The organism is Shewanella livingstonensis, assembly GCF_003855395.1.
GTDB classification, from domain to species: Bacteria; Pseudomonadota; Gammaproteobacteria; order Enterobacterales; family Shewanellaceae; genus Shewanella; species Shewanella livingstonensis.
Genome location: NZ_CP034015.1, coordinates 2,251,110 through 2,275,786, shown reverse-complemented (window position 1 = coordinate 2,275,786; position 24,677 = coordinate 2,251,110). Strand labels below are relative to the sequence as shown.

At 41.0% G+C, this 24,677-nt stretch carries 26 protein-coding genes and 2 pseudogenes; 20 read left to right on the top strand and 8 right to left on the bottom strand.

What is annotated here, in order from left to right:
- Positions 1-10 precede the first annotated feature (10 nt).
- Positions 11-319 (bottom strand): ATP-dependent Clp protease adapter ClpS, encoded by a 309-nt coding sequence (gene clpS, locus EGC82_RS09860; protein ID WP_059743873.1) that lies wholly within the window; start codon positions 317-319, stop codon positions 11-13.
- A 196-nt stretch (positions 320-515) separates the two neighbouring features.
- Here clpS and cspD point away from each other — a divergent pair, with 196 nt between their 5' ends.
- Positions 516-722 (top strand): cold shock domain-containing protein CspD, encoded by a 207-nt coding sequence (gene cspD, locus EGC82_RS09855; protein WP_124730599.1) that lies wholly within the window; start codon positions 516-518, stop codon positions 720-722.
- Positions 723-878: 156 nt separating this feature from the next.
- Here the strand turns inward: cspD and EGC82_RS09850 are convergent, their stop codons facing one another.
- Entirely contained in the window at positions 879-3,104 is a 2,226-nt protein-coding gene (locus EGC82_RS09850) for an NADP-dependent isocitrate dehydrogenase (protein WP_124730598.1), read from the bottom strand.
- Between the two features lie 379 nt (positions 3,105-3,483).
- Between EGC82_RS09850 and EGC82_RS09845 the strand changes: the two genes are divergently transcribed.
- From EGC82_RS09845 to EGC82_RS09820, 6 genes are all read left to right on the top strand, one after another.
- Positions 3,484-4,191: a pseudouridine synthase gene (locus tag EGC82_RS09845; protein ID WP_124730597.1), complete on the top strand. Its 708-nt coding sequence runs from the start codon at positions 3,484-3,486 to the stop codon at positions 4,189-4,191.
- A gap of 32 nt (positions 4,192-4,223) precedes the next feature.
- The gene (locus EGC82_RS09840; protein WP_124730596.1) at positions 4,224-4,697 is read left to right on the top strand and encodes an NUDIX hydrolase; all 474 of its coding nucleotides are present in this window, start codon (positions 4,224-4,226) and stop codon (positions 4,695-4,697) included.
- Positions 4,698-4,931: 234 nt separating this feature from the next.
- The gene (mnmA, locus tag EGC82_RS09835) at positions 4,932-6,050 is read left to right on the top strand and encodes a tRNA 2-thiouridine(34) synthase MnmA (RefSeq protein WP_124730595.1); all 1,119 of its coding nucleotides are present in this window, start codon (positions 4,932-4,934) and stop codon (positions 6,048-6,050) included.
- 27 nt (positions 6,051-6,077) lie between these two features.
- Complete coding sequence (gene hflD, locus EGC82_RS09830; protein ID WP_124732621.1) at positions 6,078-6,686, top strand: high frequency lysogenization protein HflD; 609 nt, start codon at positions 6,078-6,080, stop codon at positions 6,684-6,686.
- A 39-nt stretch (positions 6,687-6,725) separates the two neighbouring features.
- Positions 6,726-8,096, top strand: coding sequence for an adenylosuccinate lyase (gene purB, locus EGC82_RS09825; protein WP_124730594.1), 1,371 nt, complete (start codon positions 6,726-6,728; stop codon positions 8,094-8,096).
- Between the two features lie 93 nt (positions 8,097-8,189).
- Positions 8,190-9,332, top strand: a complete 1,143-nt coding sequence (locus EGC82_RS09820; RefSeq protein ID WP_124732620.1) for a ribosomal protein uL16 3-hydroxylase — start codon at positions 8,190-8,192, stop codon at positions 9,330-9,332.
- A 145-nt stretch (positions 9,333-9,477) separates the two neighbouring features.
- Here the strand turns inward: EGC82_RS09820 and EGC82_RS09815 are convergent, their stop codons facing one another.
- On the bottom strand, positions 9,478-9,918 hold the full coding sequence (locus EGC82_RS09815; protein ID WP_124730593.1) for a DUF4826 family protein: 441 nt from the start codon (positions 9,916-9,918) through the stop codon (positions 9,478-9,480).
- 282 nt (positions 9,919-10,200) lie between these two features.
- Between EGC82_RS09815 and EGC82_RS09810 the strand changes: the two genes are divergently transcribed.
- The 5 genes from EGC82_RS09810 (at position 10,201) to EGC82_RS09790 (ending at position 15,342) form a co-directional block, all read left to right on the top strand.
- Entirely contained in the window at positions 10,201-11,232 is a 1,032-nt protein-coding gene (locus tag EGC82_RS09810) for a Glu/Leu/Phe/Val dehydrogenase dimerization domain-containing protein (RefSeq protein WP_124730592.1), read from the top strand.
- Positions 11,233-11,429: 197 nt separating this feature from the next.
- Positions 11,430-12,332, top strand: coding sequence for a UDP-2,3-diacylglucosamine diphosphatase (locus EGC82_RS09805; RefSeq protein WP_124730591.1), 903 nt, complete (start codon positions 11,430-11,432; stop codon positions 12,330-12,332).
- A 13-nt stretch (positions 12,333-12,345) separates the two neighbouring features.
- Positions 12,346-14,085, top strand: coding sequence for a bifunctional ornithine lipid synthase OlsF (olsF, locus tag EGC82_RS09800; RefSeq protein WP_124730590.1), 1,740 nt, complete (start codon positions 12,346-12,348; stop codon positions 14,083-14,085).
- 104 nt (positions 14,086-14,189) lie between these two features.
- Positions 14,190-14,651 carry a CBS domain-containing protein gene (locus EGC82_RS09795; protein WP_124730589.1) on the top strand — a complete coding sequence of 154 codons (462 nt, stop codon included), beginning with the start codon at positions 14,190-14,192 and terminating at the stop codon, positions 14,649-14,651.
- Positions 14,652-14,997: 346 nt separating this feature from the next.
- Positions 14,998-15,342, top strand: coding sequence for a hypothetical protein (locus tag EGC82_RS09790; protein ID WP_124730588.1), 345 nt, complete (start codon positions 14,998-15,000; stop codon positions 15,340-15,342).
- A 47-nt stretch (positions 15,343-15,389) separates the two neighbouring features.
- On the opposite strand, the gene EGC82_RS09785 is transcribed toward EGC82_RS09790, so the two are convergent.
- A complete protein-coding gene (locus EGC82_RS09785; RefSeq protein WP_124730587.1) occupies positions 15,390-16,496 on the bottom strand; it encodes an energy transducer TonB in 1,107 nt (368 codons plus the stop codon).
- A 245-nt stretch (positions 16,497-16,741) separates the two neighbouring features.
- On the opposite strand from EGC82_RS09785, the gene EGC82_RS09780 reads away from it, so the two are divergent.
- The 4 genes from EGC82_RS09780 to EGC82_RS09765 are packed head-to-tail and all read left to right on the top strand — an operon-like array spanning position 16,742 to position 19,027.
- Positions 16,742-17,479 carry a DUF1538 domain-containing protein gene (locus EGC82_RS09780; protein WP_124730586.1) on the top strand — a complete coding sequence of 246 codons (738 nt, stop codon included), beginning with the start codon at positions 16,742-16,744 and terminating at the stop codon, positions 17,477-17,479.
- A gap of 43 nt (positions 17,480-17,522) precedes the next feature.
- Positions 17,523-18,275, top strand: coding sequence for a DUF1538 domain-containing protein (locus EGC82_RS09775; protein ID WP_124732619.1), 753 nt, complete (start codon positions 17,523-17,525; stop codon positions 18,273-18,275).
- 3 nt (positions 18,276-18,278) lie between these two features.
- Positions 18,279-18,629 carry a P-II family nitrogen regulator gene (locus EGC82_RS09770; protein WP_124730585.1) on the top strand — a complete coding sequence of 117 codons (351 nt, stop codon included), beginning with the start codon at positions 18,279-18,281 and terminating at the stop codon, positions 18,627-18,629.
- Positions 18,626-19,027 carry a CBS domain-containing protein gene (locus EGC82_RS09765; RefSeq protein ID WP_124730584.1) on the top strand — a complete coding sequence of 134 codons (402 nt, stop codon included), beginning with the start codon at positions 18,626-18,628 and terminating at the stop codon, positions 19,025-19,027. The genes EGC82_RS09770 and EGC82_RS09765 overlap by 4 nt, the downstream gene beginning before the upstream one ends.
- Before the next feature lie 8 nt (positions 19,028-19,035).
- Here the strand turns inward: EGC82_RS09765 and EGC82_RS09760 are convergent, their stop codons facing one another.
- On the bottom strand, positions 19,036-19,911 hold the full coding sequence (locus EGC82_RS09760) for a LysR family transcriptional regulator (RefSeq protein ID WP_124730583.1): 876 nt from the start codon (positions 19,909-19,911) through the stop codon (positions 19,036-19,038).
- Positions 19,912-20,033: 122 nt separating this feature from the next.
- On the opposite strand from EGC82_RS09760, the gene EGC82_RS09755 reads away from it, so the two are divergent.
- Both EGC82_RS09755 and EGC82_RS09750 read left to right on the top strand, forming a co-directional pair.
- Positions 20,034-20,342, top strand: coding sequence for a putative quinol monooxygenase (locus EGC82_RS09755; RefSeq protein WP_124730582.1), 309 nt, complete (start codon positions 20,034-20,036; stop codon positions 20,340-20,342).
- Between the two features lie 9 nt (positions 20,343-20,351).
- Positions 20,352-21,374: a Gfo/Idh/MocA family protein gene (locus EGC82_RS09750; protein WP_208646942.1), complete on the top strand. Its 1,023-nt coding sequence runs from the start codon at positions 20,352-20,354 to the stop codon at positions 21,372-21,374.
- On the opposite strand, the gene EGC82_RS09745 is transcribed toward EGC82_RS09750, so the two are convergent.
- Complete coding sequence (locus EGC82_RS09745) at positions 21,336-21,740, bottom strand: NUDIX hydrolase (RefSeq protein ID WP_124730581.1); 405 nt, start codon at positions 21,738-21,740, stop codon at positions 21,336-21,338. The two genes, EGC82_RS09750 and EGC82_RS09745, sit on opposite strands and share 39 nt — an antisense overlap.
- Before the next feature lie 479 nt (positions 21,741-22,219).
- Here EGC82_RS09745 and EGC82_RS09740 point away from each other — a divergent pair, with 479 nt between their 5' ends.
- Together EGC82_RS09740 and EGC82_RS09735 are read left to right on the top strand one after the other, a co-directional pair.
- Positions 22,220-22,663: a SirB2 family protein gene (locus EGC82_RS09740; RefSeq protein ID WP_124730580.1), complete on the top strand. Its 444-nt coding sequence runs from the start codon at positions 22,220-22,222 to the stop codon at positions 22,661-22,663.
- A 353-nt stretch (positions 22,664-23,016) separates the two neighbouring features.
- Positions 23,017-23,160, top strand: a pseudogene (locus EGC82_RS09735) (transposase family protein); the annotation flags it as partial.
- 241 nt (positions 23,161-23,401) lie between these two features.
- Here the strand turns inward: EGC82_RS09735 and EGC82_RS09730 are convergent.
- Both EGC82_RS09730 and EGC82_RS09725 read right to left on the bottom strand, forming a co-directional pair.
- Positions 23,402-23,888 (bottom strand): annotated as a pseudogene (locus tag EGC82_RS09730) (transposase); the annotation flags it as partial.
- Positions 23,889-23,933: 45 nt separating this feature from the next.
- Positions 23,934-24,314 (bottom strand): hypothetical protein, encoded by a 381-nt coding sequence (locus tag EGC82_RS09725; RefSeq protein WP_124730579.1) that lies wholly within the window; start codon positions 24,312-24,314, stop codon positions 23,934-23,936.
- Between the last annotated feature and the right edge of the window lie 363 nt (positions 24,315-24,677).

The window sequence follows — 24,677 nt, the reverse complement described above, 5'->3', positions numbered from 1 at the left end:
GAATTCGATATTATGCTTTCTCTAACGTACACAGTAACGGATGTTGGTTTTCTCTTGCAAACTGATTTACTTGAAAAACTTTTGTTTCTGCTATCCCAAATGGAAATACACCACACAATCCTTTACCTTGATTATGGATAGCTAACATTATATCAACAGCTTGCTGTTCATTTTTCTCAAAGAATCGTTGTAATACTTCTACCACAAAATCCATTGGGGTGTAATCATCATTGTTTAGCACCACTTTATACATATTGGGCGGTTGTAGTTCAGATTCAACCTTTTCCGCAATATGTTCTACACTGCCTAATTTAGCCATCGTTTAATACTAGCCTCTCGTTTGGTTCCCGACCACTTGATATCATTAAATTAATTAAATGTTGCTCTTTTGTTAATTACCGCTTGACTTCTTTTCGTACTAATTTCATTCTGTTTGCTAGGCGGCGAATACTAGACCGCTGGATAATAAGTTTTACTATCTTACTGGTAAGTAGACAACAGAAGGAAGTGGAAGTATGGCAAACGGAACTGTTAAATGGTTCAACAACGCCAAAGGATTCGGGTTTATTTGCCCTGATCAGGGTGGCGAAGATGTATTTGCGCACTATTCAACTATCGAAATGGAAGGTTATCGTACCTTAAAAGCAGGTCAACCTGTGTGCTTCGAAATTGAGGAAGGCCCTAAAGGAATGCATGCTTCAGCCATCTCGCCAACAATTTAATTGGTGAGACTATAAAACAAAAAGACAGGGATTTTAATCCCTGTCTTTTTTATTGCCTAACATAGGCTAAAAAATTAATTATATCCCATCATAAAAAGGTCTATTGATTAACTTCGCCAGCCACATCAATTAGGGGGAAATATCCCCCTCGCAGAGTTAACCAATAACAAATTGATTTAATGTAGCACTTGGGCGCATTGCTTGTTCAGCTTTAGCAGCATCTAAACGGTAATAACCACCTAAATCAACTGCAGGGCCTTGAGCACCGTTCAATTCAGCAAGAATAACAGTTTCATTTGCTGCCAATGACTTAGCTAAAGGTGCAAAGTGTGCAGCAAGCTCTGGATCAGCCGTTTGCTCAGTTAATGCTTGTGCCCAATACATCGCTAGGTAAAAGTGACTACCGCGGTTATCGAGTTCACCTACACGACGAGACGGTGATTTATTGGTATCAAGAAACACACCAATAGCCACATCTAAGGTATCTGCTAATACTTGTGCTTTAGCATTATTGGTCGTTTGGCTTAAATGCTCTAAAGACGCAGCAAGTGCTAAAAATTCACCTAATGAATCCCAACGTAAATGACCTTCTTTTTCGACTTGTTGCACGTGCTTAGGTGCTGAACCACCGGCACCTGTTTCAAATAAGCCACCACCATTCATTAACGGCACGATAGATAACATTTTCGCACTTGTTCCCAGTTCAAGAATTGGGAATAAATCGGTTAAGTAGTCGCGTAACACGTTACCCGTTACCGAAATAGTGTCTTCACCTTTAATAATGCGATCTAAAGTGAAACGAGTAGCATCTTCTGGTGTCATTATTTGAATGTCTAAGCCAGCAGTATCTTGCTCTGCTAGATACTTAGTCACTTTTTTAATTAATTCAGCATCGTGAGCACGGTTGGTGTCTAACCAGAATACCGCAGGCGTATTGCTTAAACGCGAACGCTTAACCGCAAGTTTAACCCAGTCACGAATTGGCGCATCTTTGACTTGGCACATGCGATAGATATCGCCAGCTTCAACGTTATGGCTCATTAACACATCGCCAGCTTGGTTAATCACCTTAACCGTACCAGCGGCTTTAATTTCAAACGTTTTATCGTGGCTACCGTATTCTTCTGCTTTTTGAGCCATTAAGCCCACGTTAGGCACACTGCCCATCGTCGTTGGGTCAAATGCACCGTGCTTTTTACAGAACGAAATGGTTTCTTGGTAAACGCCAGCGTAGCAACGATCAGGGATCATCGCTTTAGTGTCTTGTAACTGGCCGTCTGGGCCCCACATTTTACCCGAAGAACGTATAGCTGCTGGCATTGATGCATCAATAATGATGTCACTAGGTACATGTAAGTTAGTGATACCTTTATCTGAGTCGACCATTGCAAGTGCTGGACGAGCAGCATAAACAGCAGCAATATCAGCTTCAATTTCGTTACGTTTAGCTTCTGGTAGCGTGCTGATTTTGGCATAAACATCACCAAAACCATTATTGACATCAACGCCTAGCTCAGCAAATAATTTACCGTGCTTATCGAATACATCTTTAAAGAACACTTTAACAGCAAGACCAAATAAGATTGGGTCAGACACTTTCATCATGGTCGCTTTAAGGTGTAAAGATAATAAAACATCTTCAGCTTTAGCCGCTTCAATTTCGCGAGTATAAAAATCCACTAATGCTTTTTTGCTCATCACCGACGAATCAATCACTTCGTCAGTGAGTAACGCTAAACCACTTTTCAACACGACTTCTTTGCCGTCTTGTTGAGTCAGTACAATATTAACCTTATCTGCAGCCGCTAACGTCACCGACTGTTCGCTACCGTAAAAGTCACCTTCGTTCATGTGTGCAACGTGAGACTTAGAGTCGCTGGCCCATTTACCCATTGAATGTGGATTTTTCTTGGCGTAGTTTTTTACTGACGTAGGCGCACGACGATCTGAGTTACCTTCGCGTAATACAGGGTTTACCGCACTGCCTTTAATTTTGTCATAACGAGATTGAGCTTCTACTTCAGCATCATTTTTAGGCTCATCAGGGTAGTTCGGAATGTCATAGCCTTTTGCTTGCAGTTCAGCAATACAGGCTTTTAACTGTGGCACAGACGCACTAACGTTAGGTAACTTAATAATGTTGGCTTCTGGCTTGTTAGCCAATTCACCTAATTCTGTTAGCGCATCAGCAATTTTTTGCTCTGCAGTTAATTTTTCAGGGAAGTTAGCTATAACACGACCTGACAAAGAAATATCACGAGTTTCAACTTTTACGCCTGCTGCGTTAGTAAAAGTACGGATAATCGGTAATAAAGACAAGGTGGCAAGTGCCGGTGCTTCGTCGGTTTCTGTGTATATGATCGTTGGAGTGTTATCTTTCATTTTGTTTCCTACATTATTGTAAATTAATAATTTATTAGAATAAGCTGCATAAGCATTTGACGGGCTTTGGTGGATAACACTCGCGTAAGTGAACCAAGGTTTGCAACCACGGCACACTATTAATAAGCCAAGTATGTGACATCCCCTATCCCATTTATTATTATATTTTTTCTTGAACCTCTGAGATTTGACGGTTAAAGCCGCTATCTCAGAATGATAAATTAGGTACAGATCACAATTTTTAGGCGGACATCATAGATCATTCTTAATAATTTTCAAATTCCACTAAGGGCGAATACGCAGTAAACTACCATAAATAGATTTATATTCGCTCACTTATCACTCACTTGTATTAGCAAAGGATGTTAACCATACCTTTATGTCAAAAATAGGTAAATTCAGTTCCTTTAAAAAAACATCGACTCACAGAACTGGCGCGTCAACAACATCAGTCAATTCTGAAGCAACACGAACGCCAATAAGCAGTGCTGCTATTCGTGGCAGGGCAAAATCGCGTCCCCCACAAAAACCACGACCTGAAAATCCCGTCATTGTGTTATTCAACAAACCTTTTGATGTGTTATGCCAATTTACCGATGAAGCAGGTCGCCAAACATTAAAAGATTTTATTCCAATACCTGATGTCTATGCTGCAGGGCGCCTAGACCGTGACAGTGAAGGATTATTGTTACTAACCAATGACGGACAGCTACAAGCAAAGTTAACTCAGCCGGCGCAAAAAACCTTTAAAACCTATTGGGTTCAAGTTGAAGGAGAGCCGTCGGATGATGCAATCAATGCCTTATGTAATGGGGTTGAATTAAAAGATGGTATGACATTACCGGCTAAAGTTTGCGTAATGACATCTCCTGATATTTGGCCAAGAACCCCGCCAGTACGAGAACGTAAAGCCATTCCAACGACCTGGCTTGAAGTGCAAATTTGTGAAGGTCGAAATCGCCAAGTCAGAAGGATGACCGCACATGTAGGTCATCCAACCTTAAGATTAATCCGTTATAAAATAGGTCAATGGTGTCTAGATGATTTACCTAATGGTGAATACAAAGTGATCAGCACGGCAAAGTAATCGCTGGCAGACGCTTTATACAAGAGGGAAATATGACCGAACGTTACAAACCTAATACCACTGTCGCCTGCGTTATTTATAGCCAAGGTAAGTTTTTATTAGTAGAAGAGTTAATCGATGGCACAGTTAAATTTAACCAACCAGCGGGGCATTTAGAGGCCAATGAATCGATTGTCTCTGCGTGTGCACGAGAAATTGTTGAAGAGACGGGGCTTGAGTTAATACCCGAGGCTATTGTCGGGATCTACCAATTTAGCGCCTCTGGCGAGTTAGCGTTTGTGCGTTATACATTTTGTATTGAGCTGGCCAAGCAACAACACGCCACACCTCGAGACAGCGCCATTACCGCTACCCATTGGCTTAATCTTGCTGACATTATTGCCCTTGGTAGCCAGCTCCGTAGCCCGTTAGTGCTAAAAAGTATTGAAGACTTTTTACAACAATCAGATAAAAACCATCCCGCACAGCACACACCGTTATCGTTACTCAATGTCGATTATTTTTAATGGCTTGTCTTAGGCTATTAGTATGCGCCTCAAGATAGCCCATTAAGTGAATGCGTGATAGAATATGCGCCGCACAAATGTCGTATTTATTGGCCGTTTACCAATTAATCTCTTCGATATTCGTAACTAATAGTATTCAGATTCACTACTAGCAAAAAACTAGCACAATTGCCTTGAAACATTGGCATTGCGGCACAATATACACACTATCTATCTTCAAGGTTTTTAGGATTTATGACATCAATCAACCCAGCATCAAACGGTAAAAAAGTCATTGTCGGTATGTCCGGCGGTGTGGACTCTTCAGTATCAGCTTACTTGTTAATGCAGCAAGGCTATCAGGTTGAAGGTCTGTTTATGAAAAACTGGGAAGAAGACGATACCGATGAATATTGCGCTGCAGCAGATGACTTAAAAGATGCTCAGTCGGTATGTGACAAGCTAGGTATAAAAATGCATACCGTTAATTTTGCTGCCGAATACTGGGATAACGTATTTGAGTACTTTTTAGCAGAATATAAAGCGGGTCGCACGCCAAATCCCGATATTATGTGCAATAAAGAAATCAAATTTAAAGCCTTTCTTGAATTTGCTGACGACATTTTAGACGCCGATTATATTGCCATGGGCCATTATGTCCGCCGTCGTGACAATAGCGATGGCAGCGTTGAAATGCTCCGTGGTGTTGATGGTAATAAAGATCAGAGCTACTTCTTATACACATTAAGCCACGAACAAGTTGCCCGCAGCTTGTTCCCTGTCGGTGAACTTGAAAAACATCAAGTACGTGAAATAGCCCAAAAACTGGGATTAATTACTCACGACAAAAAAGACAGCACAGGTATTTGCTTTATCGGTGAACGTAAATTTACCGACTTTTTAGCTACCTATTTACCGGCACAACCAGGTGATATTGAAACATCAGAAGGTGAAGTGATTGGCACACATCAAGGCTTGATGTACCACACGCTTGGGCAACGTAAAGGCCTAGGCATTGGTGGGCTGAAAAACAGCAATGAAGACCCATGGTATGTGGTTGAAAAAGATTTAATCCGCAACGTACTTATTGTGGCGCAAGGCGGCAATCACCCTCGTTTAATGTCAACAGGTATGACGGTCAATCAACTCCATTGGGTTGATCGTAAAGGTCCAGCCAATAACAGCACAATTACTGTAAAGACTCGTTATCGTCAACGTGATGTTGGATGTACCCTCACCTATGATGACACAGACAATATTACCGTAATGTTTGATGAACCTGTTGCTGCTGTTACGCCAGGGCAATCAGCGGTGTTTTATGATGGTGACATCTGTTTAGGTGGCGGCATAATCGATACTTTAATTCGAGGGTAATCCGTGAGCCAAACTCCAGATAACATAATGTTTGAACGCACAATGGCCTTTGCCGGGATCTTACAGGCTATCGGTCAAGTGCAGTATTTAGCACGCCACGGTGAAAGCGATAAAGACGCTTTGGCGGCGACACTTAATACCATTTTGGTTACCGAACCAGAATCGACTACAGATGTGTATCAAGATAAAGCCATTTTAGATAACGGCTACCAACTGATCCAAAATCAGCTCGGTGATGGCAGCAATAAAGATGTCGAAACGACTCGTTATCTTGTTGGTGTGTTAACCCTAGAACGAAAGCTGGCCCGCTCGCCTAATGGTTTAGGCATGCTCGCTGAGCGCATCAATCAAGTGCATCGCCAATTAGCCCACTTTGCCATTACAGATGAACAAGTCCTGGCCAATTTTGCCAGTATTTACAGTGATGTTATCAGTGAGTTGGGGCCTAAATTACAAATATCGGGCAATCCCGATTGCTTAAAGCAACCTCAGGTCCAACACAAAATTCGCGCGTTATTGCTTGCGGCTATGCGCAGTGCGGTATTATGGCGCCAATTAGGTGGCAAACGTCGCCATTTAGTGTTTGCCCGCAAGGCAATATTTGATACAGCACAACAAAGCCAAAATAAAAATTAATCGAATCACCCTACAACTAAGTTCATCAAGGAGCTTCAAATGGATCTTTCCGCACTAACTGCTATCTCTCCGGTAGACGGTCGTTATGGTAGTAAAACCGCCTCATTACGAGGGATTTTCAGCGAGTTCGGTCTTACTAAGTACCGTGTTCAAGTTGAAATTAACTGGTTAAAGCTATTATCTAGCTGCCCAGAAATTGAAGAAGTTCCCCCTTTTAGTGAAACCGCGCTAGCCTTGTTAGACAGCATCAAGGACAACTTTAGCGAACAAGACGCACTGCGTATTAAAGCGATTGAAAGCACCACTAATCACGACGTTAAAGCGGTTGAATACTTCATAAAAGAGCAAATTGCCGATAATGCTGAGTTAGTCGCTATTGATGAATTTGTCCATTTTGCCTGTACTTCTGAAGACATCAACAACTTGTCTCACGCTTTAATGCTAAAAGAAGCTCGTGAACAAGTGTTAGTGCCGCAATGTCAGCAAGTAATTGATGCCATCAAAAAATTAGCTCGTGACAATAAAAGTGTGCCGTTAATGTCTCGCACCCACGGGCAGCCAGCATCGCCATCGACTCTTGGTAAAGAAATGGCTAACGTTGCCGTACGTTTAGATCGTCAATTAAACCAAATCAACGCGGTTGAAATTATGGGTAAAATTAACGGTGCTGTGGGTAACTATAATGCGCACATCTCTGCTTACCCTGAAGTAAATTGGCATGAACTGTCACAACGTTTTGTGACTAGCCTTGGCATTAACTGGAACGCGTATACCACTCAGATTGAGCCGCATGATTACATTGCAGAATTGTTTGATGCTATCGCCCGTTTCAACACCATTTTAATCGATTTTGATCGTGATATTTGGGGTTATGTTGCACTAGGGCACTTTAAACAGCGCACTATCGCTGGCGAAATTGGTTCATCAACCATGCCGCACAAAGTCAATCCAATTGATTTTGAAAACTCGGAAGGTAACCTAGGTATCGCTAACGCGCTGATGCAACACTTAGCGGCAAAATTACCGGTATCAAGATGGCAACGTGACTTAACTGATTCGACCGTATTACGCAACTTAGGCGTAGGTATGGCTCACTCGTTAATAGCTTATCAAGCAACCTTAAAAGGCATTAGCAAATTAGAAGTCAATGAAGCACAACTTTTAGCAGAACTAGACAAAAACTGGGAAGTATTGGCAGAGCCAGTGCAAACCGTAATGCGTCGTTACGGCATTGAAAAGCCGTATGAGAAGCTTAAAGAACTGACACGTGGCAAACGTATTGATGCAGCACAACTTGCCGTATTCATCGATGGTCTTGAATTACCAGAACACGTAAAAGTTGAATTGAAAAAGATGACCCCAGCAAACTACATTGGCCGCGCAGAAGCCTTTGTTGATGAGCTAAAATAGTCTTATAAGCTTATGCATACCATTAGCGGTCGCATATGTGGCCGCTTTTTTATTGTATTACCACTCGTTAATTATCTCGACCTGAGGTCAATGATGTACACATTAAATATTGATACCCAAGCCTTTATTAAACAACATTGGCAGCAAAAACCGCTTGTTATCAAACAGGCTTTTATCGACTTTGAAGATCCTATCGCAGCAGATGAACTTGCTGGCCTAGCCTGTGAAGAAGAAATATCATCACGCGTCGTGGTCACAAAAGGTGATGACTGGGACGTCGTCCAAGGTCCATTTGAAGACTACGACCAATTTGGTGAAGACAACTGGCAGTTGTTAGTTCAAGCCGTCAACCATTGGTATCCTGACTCACAGGCTTTAGTCGAAGCATTTCGATTTTTACCAGACTGGCGCTTTGATGACTTAATGGCATCATTTGCCACGCCAGGTGGTGGTGTTGGGCCACATATTGATAACTACGATGTGTTTATCATTCAAGGTGATGGCGAACGTCGTTGGAAAGTGGGCGACAAAGGTCAACATAAGCGTCGTGGTGATAACCCTAACTCACCGCTAGTTGATGACTTTGAACCGATCATCGATGTGGTATTACAAAAAGGCGATGTGCTTTATATTCCACCAGGATACCCACACTGCGGCGAAACGTTATCGCTCGCCTTGTCGTATTCAATTGGTTTTAGAGCGCCAAGTCAGCAAGAGCTATTAACCGAATTAGCCGATGCCTTAATCGACAGTAACCAAGGTCAGAAGCGTTTCACATCATCAGATGAGCCAGCAGAGCCGGGTCTTATCAGCCAAACCCATCAGCAAGGTATTATGGATTTACTGACTCAACTAGCACAAGATCCGGCCAGCTACCAAACCATGTTAGGTAAATTGCTCAGTCAAAATCGTTTTGAACTGGATATTTGTGAAGGCGAAGAACCCTTAACAGCTGATGAGTTACTCGAAGCGATTGAACAAGGTGCCATCATTCAACGTATCGGTGGTCTAAAAGTATTACGCTTAGAAAATGATAACCAACCGCGTTTGTTTATCAATGGTGAAGTGTATACCCTCCCAGATGCGCCTAATGAGCTGTTACAACTGTTGGCCAATCAAGTGAGAATTACGCCAGAAGAGGCAAATTTATTCACTGACAATACGGCTGCGCTAGATGTAATGACGGCATTACTCAATCAAGGGTTATTCTACTTAGCAGAAGACGATTGCGAATAAGCGTTAACTAATGATCAACTGAGCAGATGAACATCAGTATCCGTTATTAATATGGGTCATTGTTCATCGCTTAAAGGCATAAAAAAAGGCACTGTAAGTGCCTTTTTTGCCTCTATTGCTTCAGCTTATTAACTGCCTGAGGTTGTTAAGCCCACAGTTTCTCATCTTGATGCATTCTGTATAAGCTTTCAGCACGCGACACCAACAATTGCGAAAATCTCAGCTGGGTAGGATCTTTTGTAACACCCGACTTATGCAAATTTTCTGCTTTAAGTTGCCACATCATCGAGAAGTGTCTAATCGCATCGCGAGCCGTTGCCGCCACTTTCACATCGACGTAATCGGATGGCAAATCACCAGACATAACCCAAAAGGTTTGTTTTTTAGGCTGTTTTGATTCCATCTTCCAAATAGCTAAATAAGGAGCAAGATAACGACTTTCGTCAGCAAGGACTTTGCTTGGGATAACCCCTTTCTCAGCCAAAAAACGGTTCGCCTTTTGGAATTGGGTACGGACCCATTCTTCTCTTAATGCTTCTGGCTCTGGCGTTGGCTGTGCAACCTTTTCGGCAACTTCTTCAGTCATAATACTTCCTATCTTATTGTTATAATGCAGATTAGAATAAAAAACTTACCTGCTATTTACTCAAAAAACAATTACGTAACACAAACTACCTTACGTTTACGTAAAGTGGCAAGCTAAATTGCCACGCTAATCACAAAAATAACTAAATCATGCTTTGTTGAGAGTATCCCTAAATGCTATCGTGCTGCAATAAATATAACAAGCAGTCGTTTGCACCTTGCGTACTCAATGACACAAGGTGTGAGAACTTTACTTCAACAAGCTAGCAAGCGGAGATGTCACGTGGCAGTTTTTAATCATGTTTCGTTCGATGAACACGAACAGGTAGTCTTTTGTCATGATAAGCAAAGTGGGTTAAAAGCCATTATTGCAGTTCATAACACTAATTTAGGCCCTGCCGTTGGCGGTTGTCGTATGTGGAACTACCAATCGGATGATGAAGCCTTAACAGACGTGTTACGTCTGTCTCGTGGAATGACTTATAAGAATGCGTTAGCCGGACTCACCATGGGTGGGGGTAAAGCCGTTATCATAGCCGATCCTAAAACCACCGACCGCGAAGCATTATTTCTTGCATTCGGACGTTTTGTAAACAGCTTAGGCGGTAAATATTATTCAGCTGAAGATGTCGGAGTGTCTACGTCAGACATTATGATAGCCAGTCGTGAAACTGAATTTGTAGCGGGTCTTGAAGGTAAATCAGGCGATCCATCGCCACTTACGGCTTTAGGCACTTACCTGGGTATTAAAGCAGCCGTAAAACATCAGCGTGGCATAGACAGTCTACAAGGGATTAAAATCTCTGTGCAAGGCGTGGGACACGTGGGTTATTACTTATGTAAGCATTTACATGATGCTGGCGCTGAGCTGATTGTGACCGACATTCATCAAGCCTCGCTTGACCGTGTTGCGACCGAATTTGGTGCAACCGTTGTTGCTCCGCAAGATATCTATACTCAGAATGTTGATGTGTATGCACCTTGTGCATTAGGTGCAACACTTAACGACACAACCTTGCCATTACTAAAAGCCACTATCGTTGCCGGTTGTGCTAATAACCAGTTAGCAGAAGTACGTCACGGAGAAAAACTAAAGCAGATGGGTATTTTGTATGCGCCAGATTATGTGATTAATGCTGGCGGCATTATCAATGTCTCATTTGAGAAAAACTACGATGCTGCAGCGGCAACCGCTAAAGTAGAGCAGATTTACAATACCCTACTGACCATTTTTGAACGTGCCGATAGCGAGAACCGCACTACCGGTTCAGTAGCCGATGAAATGGCTAAAGCAATTATTGATGCGGCTAAATAACTAAAATAACAACCCATCTTCATTTAGCCGATTCATCGCCTAATGTTAAAGGGAAATACTAAGGTATTTCCCTTTTTATTAGCTCTAATATCTATGCAAGCTTAATCAAGTTGCAACAAATCGTTCACCTTAGCGTCAAATAACTGCCCTACTCTAAATTAACACTGACGCAACCAGTGTATTAGGGTAAATGACAGATGATCTCACACAGCAATAAAAGCAATCAACAACGCCAACCTTTATCGCACTTAACTCATAGTGACAAAGTTCAGCATTTTCATGCGTTGTGGATATCGGATGTTCATCTAGGCAGCATTGATTGTAAAGCCGACTTTTTATTACATTTCCTCAATCACAGCCAATGCCAATACTTATATTTGGTCGGTGATATTGTCGATATATGGGCGTTAAAAAAACGCGTTTATTGGCCAGACAGCCACGACAAGGTGATTAAAAAAATTCTCGAACTGGCCAGTAATGGCACCCAAGTCATCTATATTCCTGGCAATCACGATGAGGCTTTTAAAGCTTATTCAGACAGTCACTTTAGGGGTATTACCCTTGCTAAACAATATATCCATGAGTCGATAAGCGGCAAACGTTTTCTAATGCTGCATGGAGACCAGTTTGACTCACAAGTGTGTGTTAGCAGAACCTATGCCAAATTAGGCGACCATTTATATGATGTATTGTTGTGGTTGAATCGCCAGCTACATAGGATAAGAAGCCGCCTAGGATATCCATATTGGTCACTCGCCAGCTACATCAAACTCCGCGTCAACAAAGCTCAGCAAGCCATTAACCAATACCGAGATGCCGTACTGCGCTATGCTATTAAAAAGCAAGTCGACATGGTGATATGTGGCCATATCCATCAGCCAGAATTATCCCAGCATACTATTCATAATCGCACCATTATCTACGCCAATGATGGTGACTGGGTTGAAAATTGCACATTAATTGCTGAAACCGAAACAGGTAATGTGCAGTTACTCAAATGGGACGAAAAAACGTTACAAGTTAACGCAGTAAACACGATTGATTTCGGCAGTTCAGAGGCTACATCAATCATCACGCCCCAAAAACAGCACGTTGCATAAATAAGGCTAAAATATGATATTTACTGTTGATAATATGGTCGAAAAAATCCTGCCAAATGTGCATAACAAGCCTTGGTTAGCCGTGCCGACTAAAGCCATGTTGCGCTACTTACTTCATGAAAAACAGTGTAATGACATTGCGAATGAACATGCGCATTTATCCGGAGTCGATTTTGTTGAACAAATTCTGGCCTGTTTAAATTTCAGCTACAGCGTGCCCAATAACGAAATTGAAAATATTCCCATTGAAGGCAGAGTGGTGATCTACGCTAATCACCCTATCGGTTCGCTGGATGCGCTGGCATTAATCAAACTGATAAGCCAAGTGAGACCAGACATAAAAGTCGTTGCCAATGAATTGCTAATGGCCATTAAACCGCTTCATTCCATTTTATTGCCAGTACGTAACATGACAGGTGGAACACCGAAACAACATTTAAATGAAATTCATCATCACCTTAAACGTGAAGGCGCGGTATTAATTTTCCCCTCGGGTGAAGTGTCGCGTTTACGCCCTACTGGCGTCACTGATTTACATTGGCACAGCGGATTTTTAAAAATGGCTCGCGCTTGTAATGCGCCGCTTTTACCCATATATGTGGATGCGAAGAACTCTGCTACATTTTATGGCGCTTCAATGATTTACAAACCATTAGCGACGTTATTGCTGGTCAAGGAAATGTTTAAACAAATGGATCATGTCATGCCAGTACGGATTGGCCAATTGATTGCAAAAGAAGTTGTCAGTACTCAAGATTTTCCGCTTAAAACCAAAGTGAATCTGCTTAAAAATCATTTATACCGCATTGGTAAAAATCGTAGCCCATTATTTATCACTCAAAATGCCATTGCTCACCCAGAGAAACGCAGTGAACTGCAACAAGCACTACAACAATGCGAATTATTAGGAAAAACCCAAGACAATAAACAAATCTATTTATACAAGCATACCCACAGCAGTGCGATTATGCGTGAGATTGGCCGACTTCGTGAAATCGCCTTCAGAGCCGTAGGCGAAGGTACCGGTAAACGTCGCGATACCGATAAATATGATAATCACTATTTTCATTTAGTGTTATGGGATAAAGACCAATTAGAGATTGTGGGGGCTTATCGTTTTGCCAGTGCCAAAATGCTCCACGAGTCTATTGGTGAAAATGCGCTGTATAGCGAATCACTATTTAAATACCACGATGCGTTTACCCCCTATTTTAACCAGGGACTCGAACTTGGCCGCAGCTTTGTCCAACCTAAATATTGGGGCCGCCGGAGTTTAGAGTATTTGTGGCAAGGTATTGGTGCTTTTTTGATTAAAAACCCGCAGTATCGTTACCTCTTTGGGCCTGTGTCGCTAAGCGATCGCCTGCCAGTACCAGCCAAAGAGATGTTAGTGTTTTTTTACCAATATCACTTTGCCACTAAACACGTTTTAGCGACTTCATTTAATTCGTATCAATTCACTGACGAACGTCAGCATCAATTGCACCAGTTATTCAATGGCGGTGACTATGCTAACAACTTCAAAATACTTAAACGGACGCTATCGAATATGGGTGTATCAGTACCGACGTTATTTAAGCAATATGGCGAATTGTGCGACAACAATGGCGTACAGTTTCTCGACTTTGGTATTGATGCAGAGTTTGGTGACTGTATCGATGGCTTAGTCTTAGTCGATATTCATCAATTAAAACCTATTAAATATCAGAAATACTTAGCGGGCCATTTAGCCGAAAGCAAAATGGCTTCCTAATCAGATAGCGGTCTAAGGTAAATAAGCGATTCGGTTAGGCCGTTAAATGATTGTTACACTAATATTTATCTGATATAAAAGAATAAATACGTGGAGAATCGCTTATGACAACGTCTACCGAAATATTAGCAGAGACATTACCTGATAACCCAACTAAACATCTCTGTGTCGCTGACATCATGACAACTAGAGTCGTCACTATTGAAATGGATGACAGACTGAAGATTGCTAAAGAAATTTTTGACCATGTCAAATTCCATCACCTCATTGTGGTGGATGATAAAAAACAACTAAGCGGTATATTGTCTCATCGAGACTTTTTGCGAGCACTTAGCCCTAATATCGGGACCGCGGCCGAATTAATTAGAGACACCGAAACCCTGCAAAAAAGGGTTCACCAAGTCATGAGCCATAATCCACTCACCATCGCGCCTCATTGCGATATAAATCAAGCAACTCGGCTTATTCTAGATAATGATATTGGTTGTTTACCAGTATTAGACAACAACATTATTGTCGGTATTATTACGTGGAAAGATCTATTAAATGCTTATTGTGTTAGGTAAGTATTGATGCGATCCTGCTTAAGTGATAATGAACATTAATCTAAACATCTAAAGCAACAGGTACCGACTTCGTTTTTTGAATCGGGCTGTTAGCTATGATTTTATACCCATATCAAGCCTATATTCTGCCACACCCTATTCTGCGTTATTTATCATCAACAGCTAATATTGAAGTGCCGAAAAAACACATTTTGGCAATAGCCTTTTCAAAAAATAAATATTACTAAGCCGGCCAACAAGATAGCTTCATTTCGTAAATTGTTCATATTTATATGCTGGAAAATGTCACATTACTCTGCTTTATTAGACACAGGGCTCGTGGCTATCATGTGATAAGGACAGCATTATGATTAAGTTTACATACCACCTCAATCAAGACAATATTGAATTGCAAGCGAGTAATTGGTGCGGACTCGAACGGGTGTTTATTAATGGCAAAGTGGTATCACGCAAATTCAACTTTGGTTTACAAAGCATGCATGATGTACTGCTCAATAATGGTAGAAAATGTCGTTTTCAATTAATTGTCGATCCACAAACAGAATTAGTCTCTTGCCGTATTTACAAACAAAACCAACTGGTGACTATTTTAAATCAAGGTAAAAAACAGCTACAAAAAAGCCAGTTCCTTATCGAAACTAGCTTCGTTGTTGTATGTGTCGGCATGCTCAGCTTGTATTGGTTAACTTAAGTTAAACATAACCAATGAGGTTGGTATAACACAAGCTGGCTTAGGTATTAACCTATGGTGAAATCAAGCTGAACGGTAGATTTTGCTTCTGTTGGCTTACCATCAACAAATTTAGGCGCATAACGCCATTGACTGAGCGCTTCTATCGATTCTTTTTCAAACTGGGCGCCACCTTTAGAGTCAATGATCTCAGGTGATTTAACAAAACCATTTTCATCAACTGTAAACTCAACTTGCACCCAACCAGATTTTCTTCTTTGGGCATATGATTGCGGGTATTTGGGTGGTTTTCTAAATAACGGGGTTTGTTCTTGTTGGTCATTCCATGGCGTCATCTTACCAATCGCAATACAATGCTCAGTGGCTTTATCGCCTAGGCCTTTTTGCTCATACAGTTTCACTAACAAGGCATGCGCACGAAGCTCGTACGGATGACTATAAGGTAATGCCTGATATTGTTTGATAACTTCAACTAAATTTGTAATTGCTTGACTAGGCTTACCCATGGACTCATATAACGCAGCAACGAGATAAGTCGCATCAACTCGTTTAATGGCATCCTCTGGTAACTTATTAGCATAAATATCGTAAGCGTCAAACGCCAAAGTTCTCACGGAGCGGGTATAATACTCGGTGTGCGATAAACGATGAAACGTAATGAGTTTTACTTCGGCAACCGTTAACTCATTGTCAGCTTTCTCAGCAATCTCTATTGCTTCAAATAATAATGTTTTCGCGTATTTATCATCTGTTGTCGATTCAGCTAACCCAATCAAAGGATCGATTAACTCGATACCATTATCGCTCACGTTTTCACGGTATACAGCTAATGCAGAAGTAAATAATTGATGCGCCTTAAGCGTCGCTTCATCTTCAATCACACGGCCCTGATTGCTTTTCTTAGGCTCAACCATTATCGCATTTGCATAATTGATGGCTAACTTAGCGCTATCAAAGCTGTCTTGACCGAATTTAATTTGACCTAACTCATACGCTTGCTGCGCATATTTCAACGTATCTTGGTTGTTGTTACTTTCAACAGATGCATTGTATTGCTGGTAAGCGTGTGAAAAACCATCTGTATCTGCAGGTTCAGCATAAGCAAACTGGCTCACAAACGCTGCAGCTATTGATAAACGTAAGAGTGTTTTCATTGTCGTCTAAATCCTTTTTATTTTTATCCTTGACCCTTTCTCATGCTATGCAGAATGTTGCTCGGGTACAGTTTTTACAATTCTAGTCTCAGTTTGGATCATTTTTATGACCTACGTCAACTTAATGATTTTTATTGTAATCAATATGTTGCGAAATACTCGTTACAGGGCAAACTGAATAAGGCCGCTTGCTATTTTGTTAGCGAACATAATGACAATAAAATCGATAAACGACAGGAGCTAAGATGTCCGCCATAAACAAATTGCTCCACGCTATGCTCAACAGCTTCAAAGACCTTATACCCATTATCTTAGTCGTCAGTTTTTTTGAAATATTTGTGCTACATCAAGCGCCTGCAGAACTGGGTTCTATTCTTGTGGGTGTGGTGTTTATTGTATTAGGGCTGACCTTTTTTGTATTTGGTTTAGAAATGGGTTTATTTCCCATTGGCGAATCACTTGCAGAAGCATTAGCCCGCAAAGGCAGTGTTTTTTGGTTAGTGATTTTCTCTTTTTCCTTGGGGTTTGGCACCACATTAGCAGAACCTGCTCTTACGGCTGTTGCAAACGAAGCGGCACAGGTTGCCGCGAATGCGGGTGCGATAGAGTCAAACCAACAATCCATGAGTTCCTATGCTATGGGACTGCGTATCACGGTTGCGATTTCGGTAGGTTTAGCCATTTTACTTGGGGTCATTCGTATTCTTAAGGGATGGCCAATCCATTATCTTATTATTGGTGGTTATGTATTGGTGATGATCCTCACCAGCTTTGCACCAGCGAACATTATCGGCATTGCATATGATTCAGGCGGTGTCACCACATCCACCATTACAGTGCCTTTAGTGACAGCACTAGGGGTTGGCCTGGCAAGTGTGATTAAAGGCCGTAATCCTATGGTAGATGGCTTTGGATTAATTGCTTTTGCGAGTCTTAGTCCAATGATTTTTGTATTGCTGTACGGCATGGTGTTTTTAAATTGATCGATATAATCAATAACGAGGAGTGCTTTTGTTTAGTGAACTCATGTCCACTCTATTACTAACAGCTCGCGATGTAATCCCTATTGCGATAATTCTGTTTGGCTTTCAGCTGGGCGTACTTAAACGCCCAATAAACCAATGGCGTAAAGTATCACTCGGATTTGTGTATGTGATTATTGGGCTAACGTTTTTTCTCGTTGGTTTGCAATTAGCGCTATTCCCTATCGGCGAGAGCATGGCAAACCAACTGACCACCACCGAATTTTTACACCCTGATGGTGGTAATGCACCGTTTATTTGGCAAGACTATTTTTGGGTCTATGTGTTTGCTGCTGCTATCGGTTTTAGCACCACTATTGCTGAACCGTCATTAATTGCAGTGGCGATAAAAGCCAACCAAGTTTCTGGTGGCACTATTGGTATCCAGGGGTTACGCATGTCAGTGGCATTCGGGGTCTCTATCGGCATTACTTTAGGCTGTTTTCGTATTGTGGTTGGCGATCCCATTCACTATTACATTATGGCTGGCTACGTCGTGGTGGTCATTCAAACCTTTTACGCCCCTAAAATGATCGTACCATTAGCCTATGACTCTGGTGGCGTCACCACCTCTACGGTCACAGTGCCATTAGTTGCTGCATTAGGGCTTGGACTTGCCACTAATGTTGAAGGCCGTAATCCGTTAATTGATGGTTTTGGTTTAATTGCCTTTGCCAGTTTATTTCCAATGATCACTGTGATGGGCTACGCCCAGGTGGTTGATTATTTATCCAAACGAAAAGCCATTAAGGAGTAACCTATGCGCTTTAAATTAATTGTCGCCTTTGTCGATGATGACTGTACCGATAAAGTACTTGATGCCGCTCGTATTGCAGGCGCAACGGGTGCAACGGTCATTAATCATGCCCGCGGTGAAGGGTTAGAAAAAAAGAAAACCTTTATGGGATTAACTTTAGATGTTCAGCGTGACGTAATTTTATGGCTCGTTGAAGAACACATGAGTCGGCACATTTTAGAAACTATCTCTAACGTGGGTGAATTTGACACTGATTCTGGTAAAGGTATTGCCATTCAAATTGATGTTGAAGATGCGGTTGGTGTGGCTCATCAAGTTCAAAAGCTAAGTAAAGATATTGAGGACAAAATATGAGTAGTACAATTCCTACCTGTAATCGCGATGTAATGAATAACCATTACGCTATGATCGACGGAATGCTCACAGTAGCAGAAGCTATTCAAGTCGCCATCAGTAAAAAGGTCAATATTTTAGTGGTCAACAAACGCAATCAACATGACGAATATGGCATGGTATTAATGAGCGATATTGCCCGAAAAGTGTTAGCCAAAGACAAATCACCAGAGCGAACTAACATTTACGAAATTATGATTAAACCGGTTTTCTCAGTTTCTGCAGATATGGATGTACGTTATACCGCCCGCCTATTTGAACGCTTCAATATTAATAAAGCTCCGGTGATTGAAGCTGGCAATATTTTAGGGTTTGTCGCTTATGATGACATTGTATTAAAAGGCATGATGAAACCGTAAACATTAAATCAATGATCGGCCAGCTGCGCCACAATAAACTCAATTAATGAGCGAGTTTTTAATGGTAAGTTTTTATCTTTATACAATAAATGAATTGGCATGGTTTCGGGTGGAGTTAAACTGGCAATACTGACTAACAGTCCTGCCTCTATTGCCTCTTTCAATACAATGCTAGGCTGTAATACAACCCCTAAACCATCAATTGCAGCTTGAGTTAGCACGACACCACTATTTGATGAGAGTCTAAAATGACGTTTACCAAAAATTTGTTGATGTGCCACTGATAATGAACCATTGGTCGAATAACTAAAACCAAGACATTGATGATCGCTAAGGTCTGTGTTCGAACAAATGTCAGGGTGAGTATCTAAGTATTGCGGCGATGCACAAAACTGCATGTCGTAATTCATGATATGACGTCCAATCAGAGCAGAATCTTCAAGCTCACCAATTCGCACTAAAACATCGACATTGTCGAGTAATGGATCGATCAGATTGTTATCTAAACGCAGGTCTACATCCACTTGCGGATACTGTAATAAAAAACGATTCACAATGGGCGCTAACACAGCATTACCGAAACTCACTGGTGCGTTAATTTTAATAATACCGCTGACTGTACCTGTCATGGTTTGTAAGGTATTTTCAGCTGCGGTGATTGCCGCCAAAATGGTTTTACATTCTTGATAATAAAGCAGACCAGATTCGCTTAACGCTTGTTGACGTGTCGTTCGATTTATTAGTTTTACACCTAAATACCCTTCTAACTGATTGATGTGCTTACTTACCATAGTACGGCTGATATTAAATTGGTGCGCAGCCGCAGCATAATTACCTTGCTCTGCTACACAACTGAACACCTGCATTGCGGTTAACTTGTCCATATTAACTCCAAATTATATAGGTCAAAGATTATAAACCTACAGTGTTTTCTGTAAACACCATTAGCTAGTGTTGCAGCTATAAAAACTGGTTTACGATGAGCTATCACCATTTAGGAGTTGTTATGGATTACAAATTAGATCAAGCAGGCATATTTATTACCGCTGAGATTCACATTAAAGATGACGTACCGTTAGACCAAGGCCTTGCTGCAATCCGTCAATTTTGTGCAGACATGAATAGCGAACCAGGCTGCTCACTTGCAATGGCAACCCAACATAAAACTAACCCTAAACATTTTGTATTTTGGGAACGTTATGACAATCAAGCAGCATTTGACGCCCACTTTGCTGCACCTCACACTCAAGCCTTTATTCAAGCTGGGTTAACCGAGCTAAAACAAGCCTTTGACTATCAACGCTTAACCTCTTAGGAATAACCAATGAGCAAAACCATAAACTGGGGTATTTTAGGCACCAGCTTTATTTCTGGTGTGATGGCCGATGCGATAAAAGCACAAGGCCAAAGTCAGATATATGCAGTAGCAGGCCGTAACACCACAACGTTAGCCGAGTTTGCAGCGCAATATGATATCGCACATCAATTTACTGATTTCGATGCATTAATTAACGATCCGCTGGTAGATGTGATTTACATTGCCCTGCCTAATCATTTGCACCACGAATATGTGATAAAAGCGGCCAATACCGGTAAAGCCATTTTATGTGAAAAGTCGCTGTCGGTAGATATGCCATCTACCATTGCCAGTCTTGATGCTGTTAAGCAAAACAAAGTGTTCTTTTTAGAAGGGCTAATGTATCTTGCACATCCACTTATACAGCAGTTAAGCCAAACCTTAGCGTCTGGCGTTATTGGTGAAGTAAAAAGTATTCGTGGCCAGTATTGCGCTGCCATCAGCCAATTTGTTAATCCAGCAAGTCTTGGCGCGCTGTTTAATCTCGGTTGCTACCCGGCATCATTAATGCAACTCGTCATGCAGCAACAATTTGGCAATAACATCAGCCAACAATATCAACTACAGGCAACAGGCCGACGTGGGCAAGATGGTAATATTTGTGAATCAACCGCTATAGTCACTTACTCAAATGGCGTGCAATGCCATTTACACACAGCTGAAGATTATGGCTTACACGCCGGATTTACCATTTTAGGCAGCTTAGGAAGCATTGAGTTCACCTCAAATCCCTGGTTACCAGAAGCTCAGGGTAATCATTTTTCGGTGAGGTTATATGAGCAAGATGCAGAAGTTGTGAACGTTGAAGCCAAAGGCAATGGTTTTTACTACCAGGTAGAAGCGGTGCTAGTGGCCCTAGACAATAAGCAATACACAGTGCCAAGGCCATTAGCACAACTGCAAGATTCACACGATATTATGCAAATACTAACCACTTGGCATCAAGCGGCTTTAAAAAGCTGCGCTGTAGACCACACCACTAAAGGCTAAGCAATCGTTTATTCGTTGTTGCTGCACCGCAGACAAATCAGCAACAGCGAAATAAGCGTAATCGCTGTGTTCATCGCTTAACATTATTTGAGCTGACTCCGGTAATTCACAGCGAAAGATAAACGCTTGCGATTGATACGCACTGTGAAAATACACTCCAGACAGATATTGCACATCCACCTCACAGCCAAGCTCTTCTATACATTCACGCTGCAGTGCTTGATGAATGGTTTCATTAGGGTCTAGCCCACCACCCGGTAAACCCCAATGTTTGTCGCCATAATTGGCTTTTAATAACAACACTTGACCATCTTCATTAGTGATTACCGCATGGGAACTGAGCCTAAATAAGTCATTAAACGCCATAATGGTTTTCCATTTTACATTAATTGCGATTGCTATGATGAAGACTGCACTAAACAATCATATTAGACATTGATCTATCGTTCAGAATACGACTTCAAATAAATACTATTCAATAAGTAATTGAGAACATAGTAATATCGATAAAACACAACTAACATTTATGCAAGAAACTCTTTTCTAAACATACACATATTCGATACTAATATTCGGTACTAATATTCGGTACTAATATTCGGTACTAATATTCGGTACTAATATTCGGTACTAATATTCGGTACTCATGATATGTTGATTAGGACAAGTCAAGCTGATTAATCTTAATTTCAGCATTTTGCGTAATCATATGGCATTATTGTTAATTAAAAAGGTAAATATTCTTAAAAAGTCACTCACTTACTCACGCTTATTTGTTACAAGGCTTGCTTTAAAATAGAGACAATATAAGTCTTAAATGAAAATTACTTTTAGGAAAAAACAATATGTACATGATAGTTAAGCACGCTCACCTAACAATAATTGCGATTACATTTCTATTTTTTATGATTAACTTTGTGTTAACGATGAAAGGGTCTGACAAGGTCAATCATAAACTACTAAAAGTAGGCCCGCATGTTTTATATACTCTCTTTATCTGCACCTTTATTTATCTGGTTGTAGTAAATCCACTTAACCTGTACCCCTTTGTGAATGGTTGGGCATCATCTAAATTAGGTGGTTTCGTACTGTATGTGCTCTCTATTACTTTTGCACTTAAGTGGGCCAAGTCAACACCGTGGCGCATTGTCGGCTTAATCAGCACAATATTTTGGTTAGCAATGACTGCACGACTGGGTTTTGCCGACCACCTTAAATCAAAAGGAATTGAAGAAGGTGCTAATATTTTTTATAACTTAGGCAAGCCTATGCTAACAGCGATTTGCTAAGCTATTGTGATTACAGTGGTTAATTAACTTTAGCCACTATTAATGTTAACCACTATTAATGTTAACCACTATTAATGTTAACCACTATTAATAATACCCATGCTTGTGCGCTCGGTATTTATTCATTAGACCGATTTAAGATATCTATTATAATGAGCCACGTATTTTAGGCATGAGCATGTCACGTCTACGAAAGTATTGAGGACAAAAATGGACTTACTCTTGGTCCAGGGGCTGATCATACTCGATCGTTTTTCACACGTCTTCTTTAAAAAAAAAGAGATAAAAAATAGCTTGATTGATCTCGCCAGTGTGATCAAATAGCGCTCTTTTTCTTTGTCTTTATACTTAATATGCTTAAACATCTCGATAAGATTACTGATTGCCGTTCCCATATAAATCAAGAACATGATGTCATTGATATCAGCTTCCTCGTCCTAAGTGCTGTGATTTCGGGTGCGCAAAGTTGGGCTGATTGCCATGAGTTAGGGACATTAAATAAACCACAATAAACCAAGCCACCCATTTTAATTATGAATTAACAAAATGCCTTTTCGCATTGATTGCGATAGCCCTAACCAAGATTTAAATGCAAAGATTGACTGAAAATCCTAAATATACTGAACTAATTAGGGGGAAATCGAGCAATACTGCAGATTAAAAGCAGCACTGGTGGCTTGATATTAATCAAGCTGGAAATGAGGTTATTATTGTAGTTTGTGTTTTATACGTTCACTCTTAAGCGCATAACCAACGCTGGCAGTTTGATGCGCCTTGTCGTCGTTTTCGCTCTAAGTGTTCACAATATTCTGTTAATGCCGGTAACGCCCCTACTGCGCCTTTAAATAATGAGCCAAACTCAGTAGTGATTTTAAGCCAGTTTTCAGCTGGAATATTGAGTCTGTTTAAAATGTGTTGGCTACTGACACTAATGGCACCGCGTTTATCCTCTCGAATAATACGACCCGTATCTTCCACAAGCACGATATAGTCTTTAACACTGAACATCAGCCCATTAGGCATATCTAGCCGCTCATTGCCGACAAAAGGCAATAATTCTTTGGGTTGCTCACCTTTTATGGCGGAGTTAATTCGACGTTGAATACTGGTGTAGTCTGAGGTTTCGGGTGTAGTGGCCATTTCGACGCGGATAGGACCTCTGTTTAAATAATGAGTAGTCAACATAAGCTATACAGGTTAAGACTGCGGCTTCATCTAACAAACTGCATATTTGACTAATAGGAATAATTTGACGCAGTTCGCTAGTCCTTTAATGCCCATTCTTCTCCAATAGAGCAATGAAATCTGCCAATGTCTTTTGGTAAAAGAAACTTATGAACTCTAATGTTTCTCTCTCAGTGTTATCTATGAATGATTCAGAGGTCACTCTTTTAAAAAAAGGTCCCAAAAAACGTCTTCGCGTCGATGCCGTTGCACCTATTTCCCATTTACCTTTATTTAAAGATGAGATAAATAATGATGCTTCGTCTGATCCTGTAGCTTGAAGAATCAACATTTTCATTGTTGATTCTTCATTCTGATTTTCCCAAATAAAACCTTTGAAAAACGAGATTGCTTCAGCTAAATCGGGTTGCAATGGTACATCTTGGTCAATTTCTTCATCATAATAACTACAAAAAATACCTTCCATGTTACATATTCCTTAATGGTAAATTTTGAAGAACAGCTAACGCCTCGTTAACCGGAGCGTAGGTTGGTATTGTTTTTGCGCTTTTGCTTTTTGCAAAAACGATGACAGCCGTTTACGCTTCCGTGTTGAACGACTTGTGTACGCCCAGCATGGGCATGAACTAATGAGGTGAAAGTCCTCTGTAGGAAGGTCACCGTTACTCTTATCAATTAGAGAATAACATACTGTTATTAAACGTTAACTACTAGCGAATGGCAAGGGCTTAATCGCGAGGTTTGGTCCGGAGGAAGCCGCTAGCCCTACTTAGTTGTCAAAGAGTGCGAGCTGATGAACAAGAACATCATATGAGGCGTAGGCTAGAGG

Bases quoted from the DNA above. Each gene is read 5' to 3' on its own strand.
- clpS (WP_059743873.1), bottom strand. From the start codon at position 319: ATGGCTAAATTAGGCAGTGTAGAACATATTGCGGAAAAGGTTGAATCT.
- cspD (WP_124730599.1), top strand. From the start codon at position 516: ATGGCAAACGGAACTGTTAAATGGTTCAACAACGCCAAAGGATTCGGG.
- EGC82_RS09850 (WP_124730598.1), bottom strand. From the start codon at position 3,104: ATGAAAGATAACACTCCAACGATCATATACACAGAAACCGACGAAGCA.
- EGC82_RS09845 (WP_124730597.1), top strand. From the start codon at position 3,484: ATGTCAAAAATAGGTAAATTCAGTTCCTTTAAAAAAACATCGACTCAC.
- EGC82_RS09840 (WP_124730596.1), top strand. From the start codon at position 4,224: ATGACCGAACGTTACAAACCTAATACCACTGTCGCCTGCGTTATTTAT.
- mnmA (WP_124730595.1), top strand. From the start codon at position 4,932: ATGACATCAATCAACCCAGCATCAAACGGTAAAAAAGTCATTGTCGGT.
- hflD (WP_124732621.1), top strand. From the start codon at position 6,078: ATGTTTGAACGCACAATGGCCTTTGCCGGGATCTTACAGGCTATCGGT.
- purB (WP_124730594.1), top strand. From the start codon at position 6,726: ATGGATCTTTCCGCACTAACTGCTATCTCTCCGGTAGACGGTCGTTAT.
- EGC82_RS09820 (WP_124732620.1), top strand. From the start codon at position 8,190: ATGTACACATTAAATATTGATACCCAAGCCTTTATTAAACAACATTGG.
- EGC82_RS09815 (WP_124730593.1), bottom strand. From the start codon at position 9,918: ATGACTGAAGAAGTTGCCGAAAAGGTTGCACAGCCAACGCCAGAGCCA.
- EGC82_RS09805 (WP_124730591.1), top strand. From the start codon at position 11,430: ATGATCTCACACAGCAATAAAAGCAATCAACAACGCCAACCTTTATCG.
- olsF (WP_124730590.1), top strand. From the start codon at position 12,346: ATGATATTTACTGTTGATAATATGGTCGAAAAAATCCTGCCAAATGTG.
- EGC82_RS09795 (WP_124730589.1), top strand. From the start codon at position 14,190: ATGACAACGTCTACCGAAATATTAGCAGAGACATTACCTGATAACCCA.
- EGC82_RS09790 (WP_124730588.1), top strand. From the start codon at position 14,998: ATGATTAAGTTTACATACCACCTCAATCAAGACAATATTGAATTGCAA.
- EGC82_RS09785 (WP_124730587.1), bottom strand. From the start codon at position 16,496: ATGAAAACACTCTTACGTTTATCAATAGCTGCAGCGTTTGTGAGCCAG.
- EGC82_RS09780 (WP_124730586.1), top strand. From the start codon at position 16,742: ATGTCCGCCATAAACAAATTGCTCCACGCTATGCTCAACAGCTTCAAA.
- EGC82_RS09775 (WP_124732619.1), top strand. From the start codon at position 17,523: ATGTCCACTCTATTACTAACAGCTCGCGATGTAATCCCTATTGCGATA.
- EGC82_RS09770 (WP_124730585.1), top strand. From the start codon at position 18,279: ATGCGCTTTAAATTAATTGTCGCCTTTGTCGATGATGACTGTACCGAT.
- EGC82_RS09765 (WP_124730584.1), top strand. From the start codon at position 18,626: ATGAGTAGTACAATTCCTACCTGTAATCGCGATGTAATGAATAACCAT.
- EGC82_RS09760 (WP_124730583.1), bottom strand. From the start codon at position 19,911: ATGGACAAGTTAACCGCAATGCAGGTGTTCAGTTGTGTAGCAGAGCAA.
- EGC82_RS09755 (WP_124730582.1), top strand. From the start codon at position 20,034: ATGGATTACAAATTAGATCAAGCAGGCATATTTATTACCGCTGAGATT.
- EGC82_RS09750 (WP_208646942.1), top strand. From the start codon at position 20,352: ATGAGCAAAACCATAAACTGGGGTATTTTAGGCACCAGCTTTATTTCT.
- EGC82_RS09745 (WP_124730581.1), bottom strand. From the start codon at position 21,740: ATGGCGTTTAATGACTTATTTAGGCTCAGTTCCCATGCGGTAATCACT.
- EGC82_RS09740 (WP_124730580.1), top strand. From the start codon at position 22,220: ATGTACATGATAGTTAAGCACGCTCACCTAACAATAATTGCGATTACA.
- EGC82_RS09725 (WP_124730579.1), bottom strand. From the start codon at position 24,314: ATGGAAGGTATTTTTTGTAGTTATTATGATGAAGAAATTGACCAAGAT.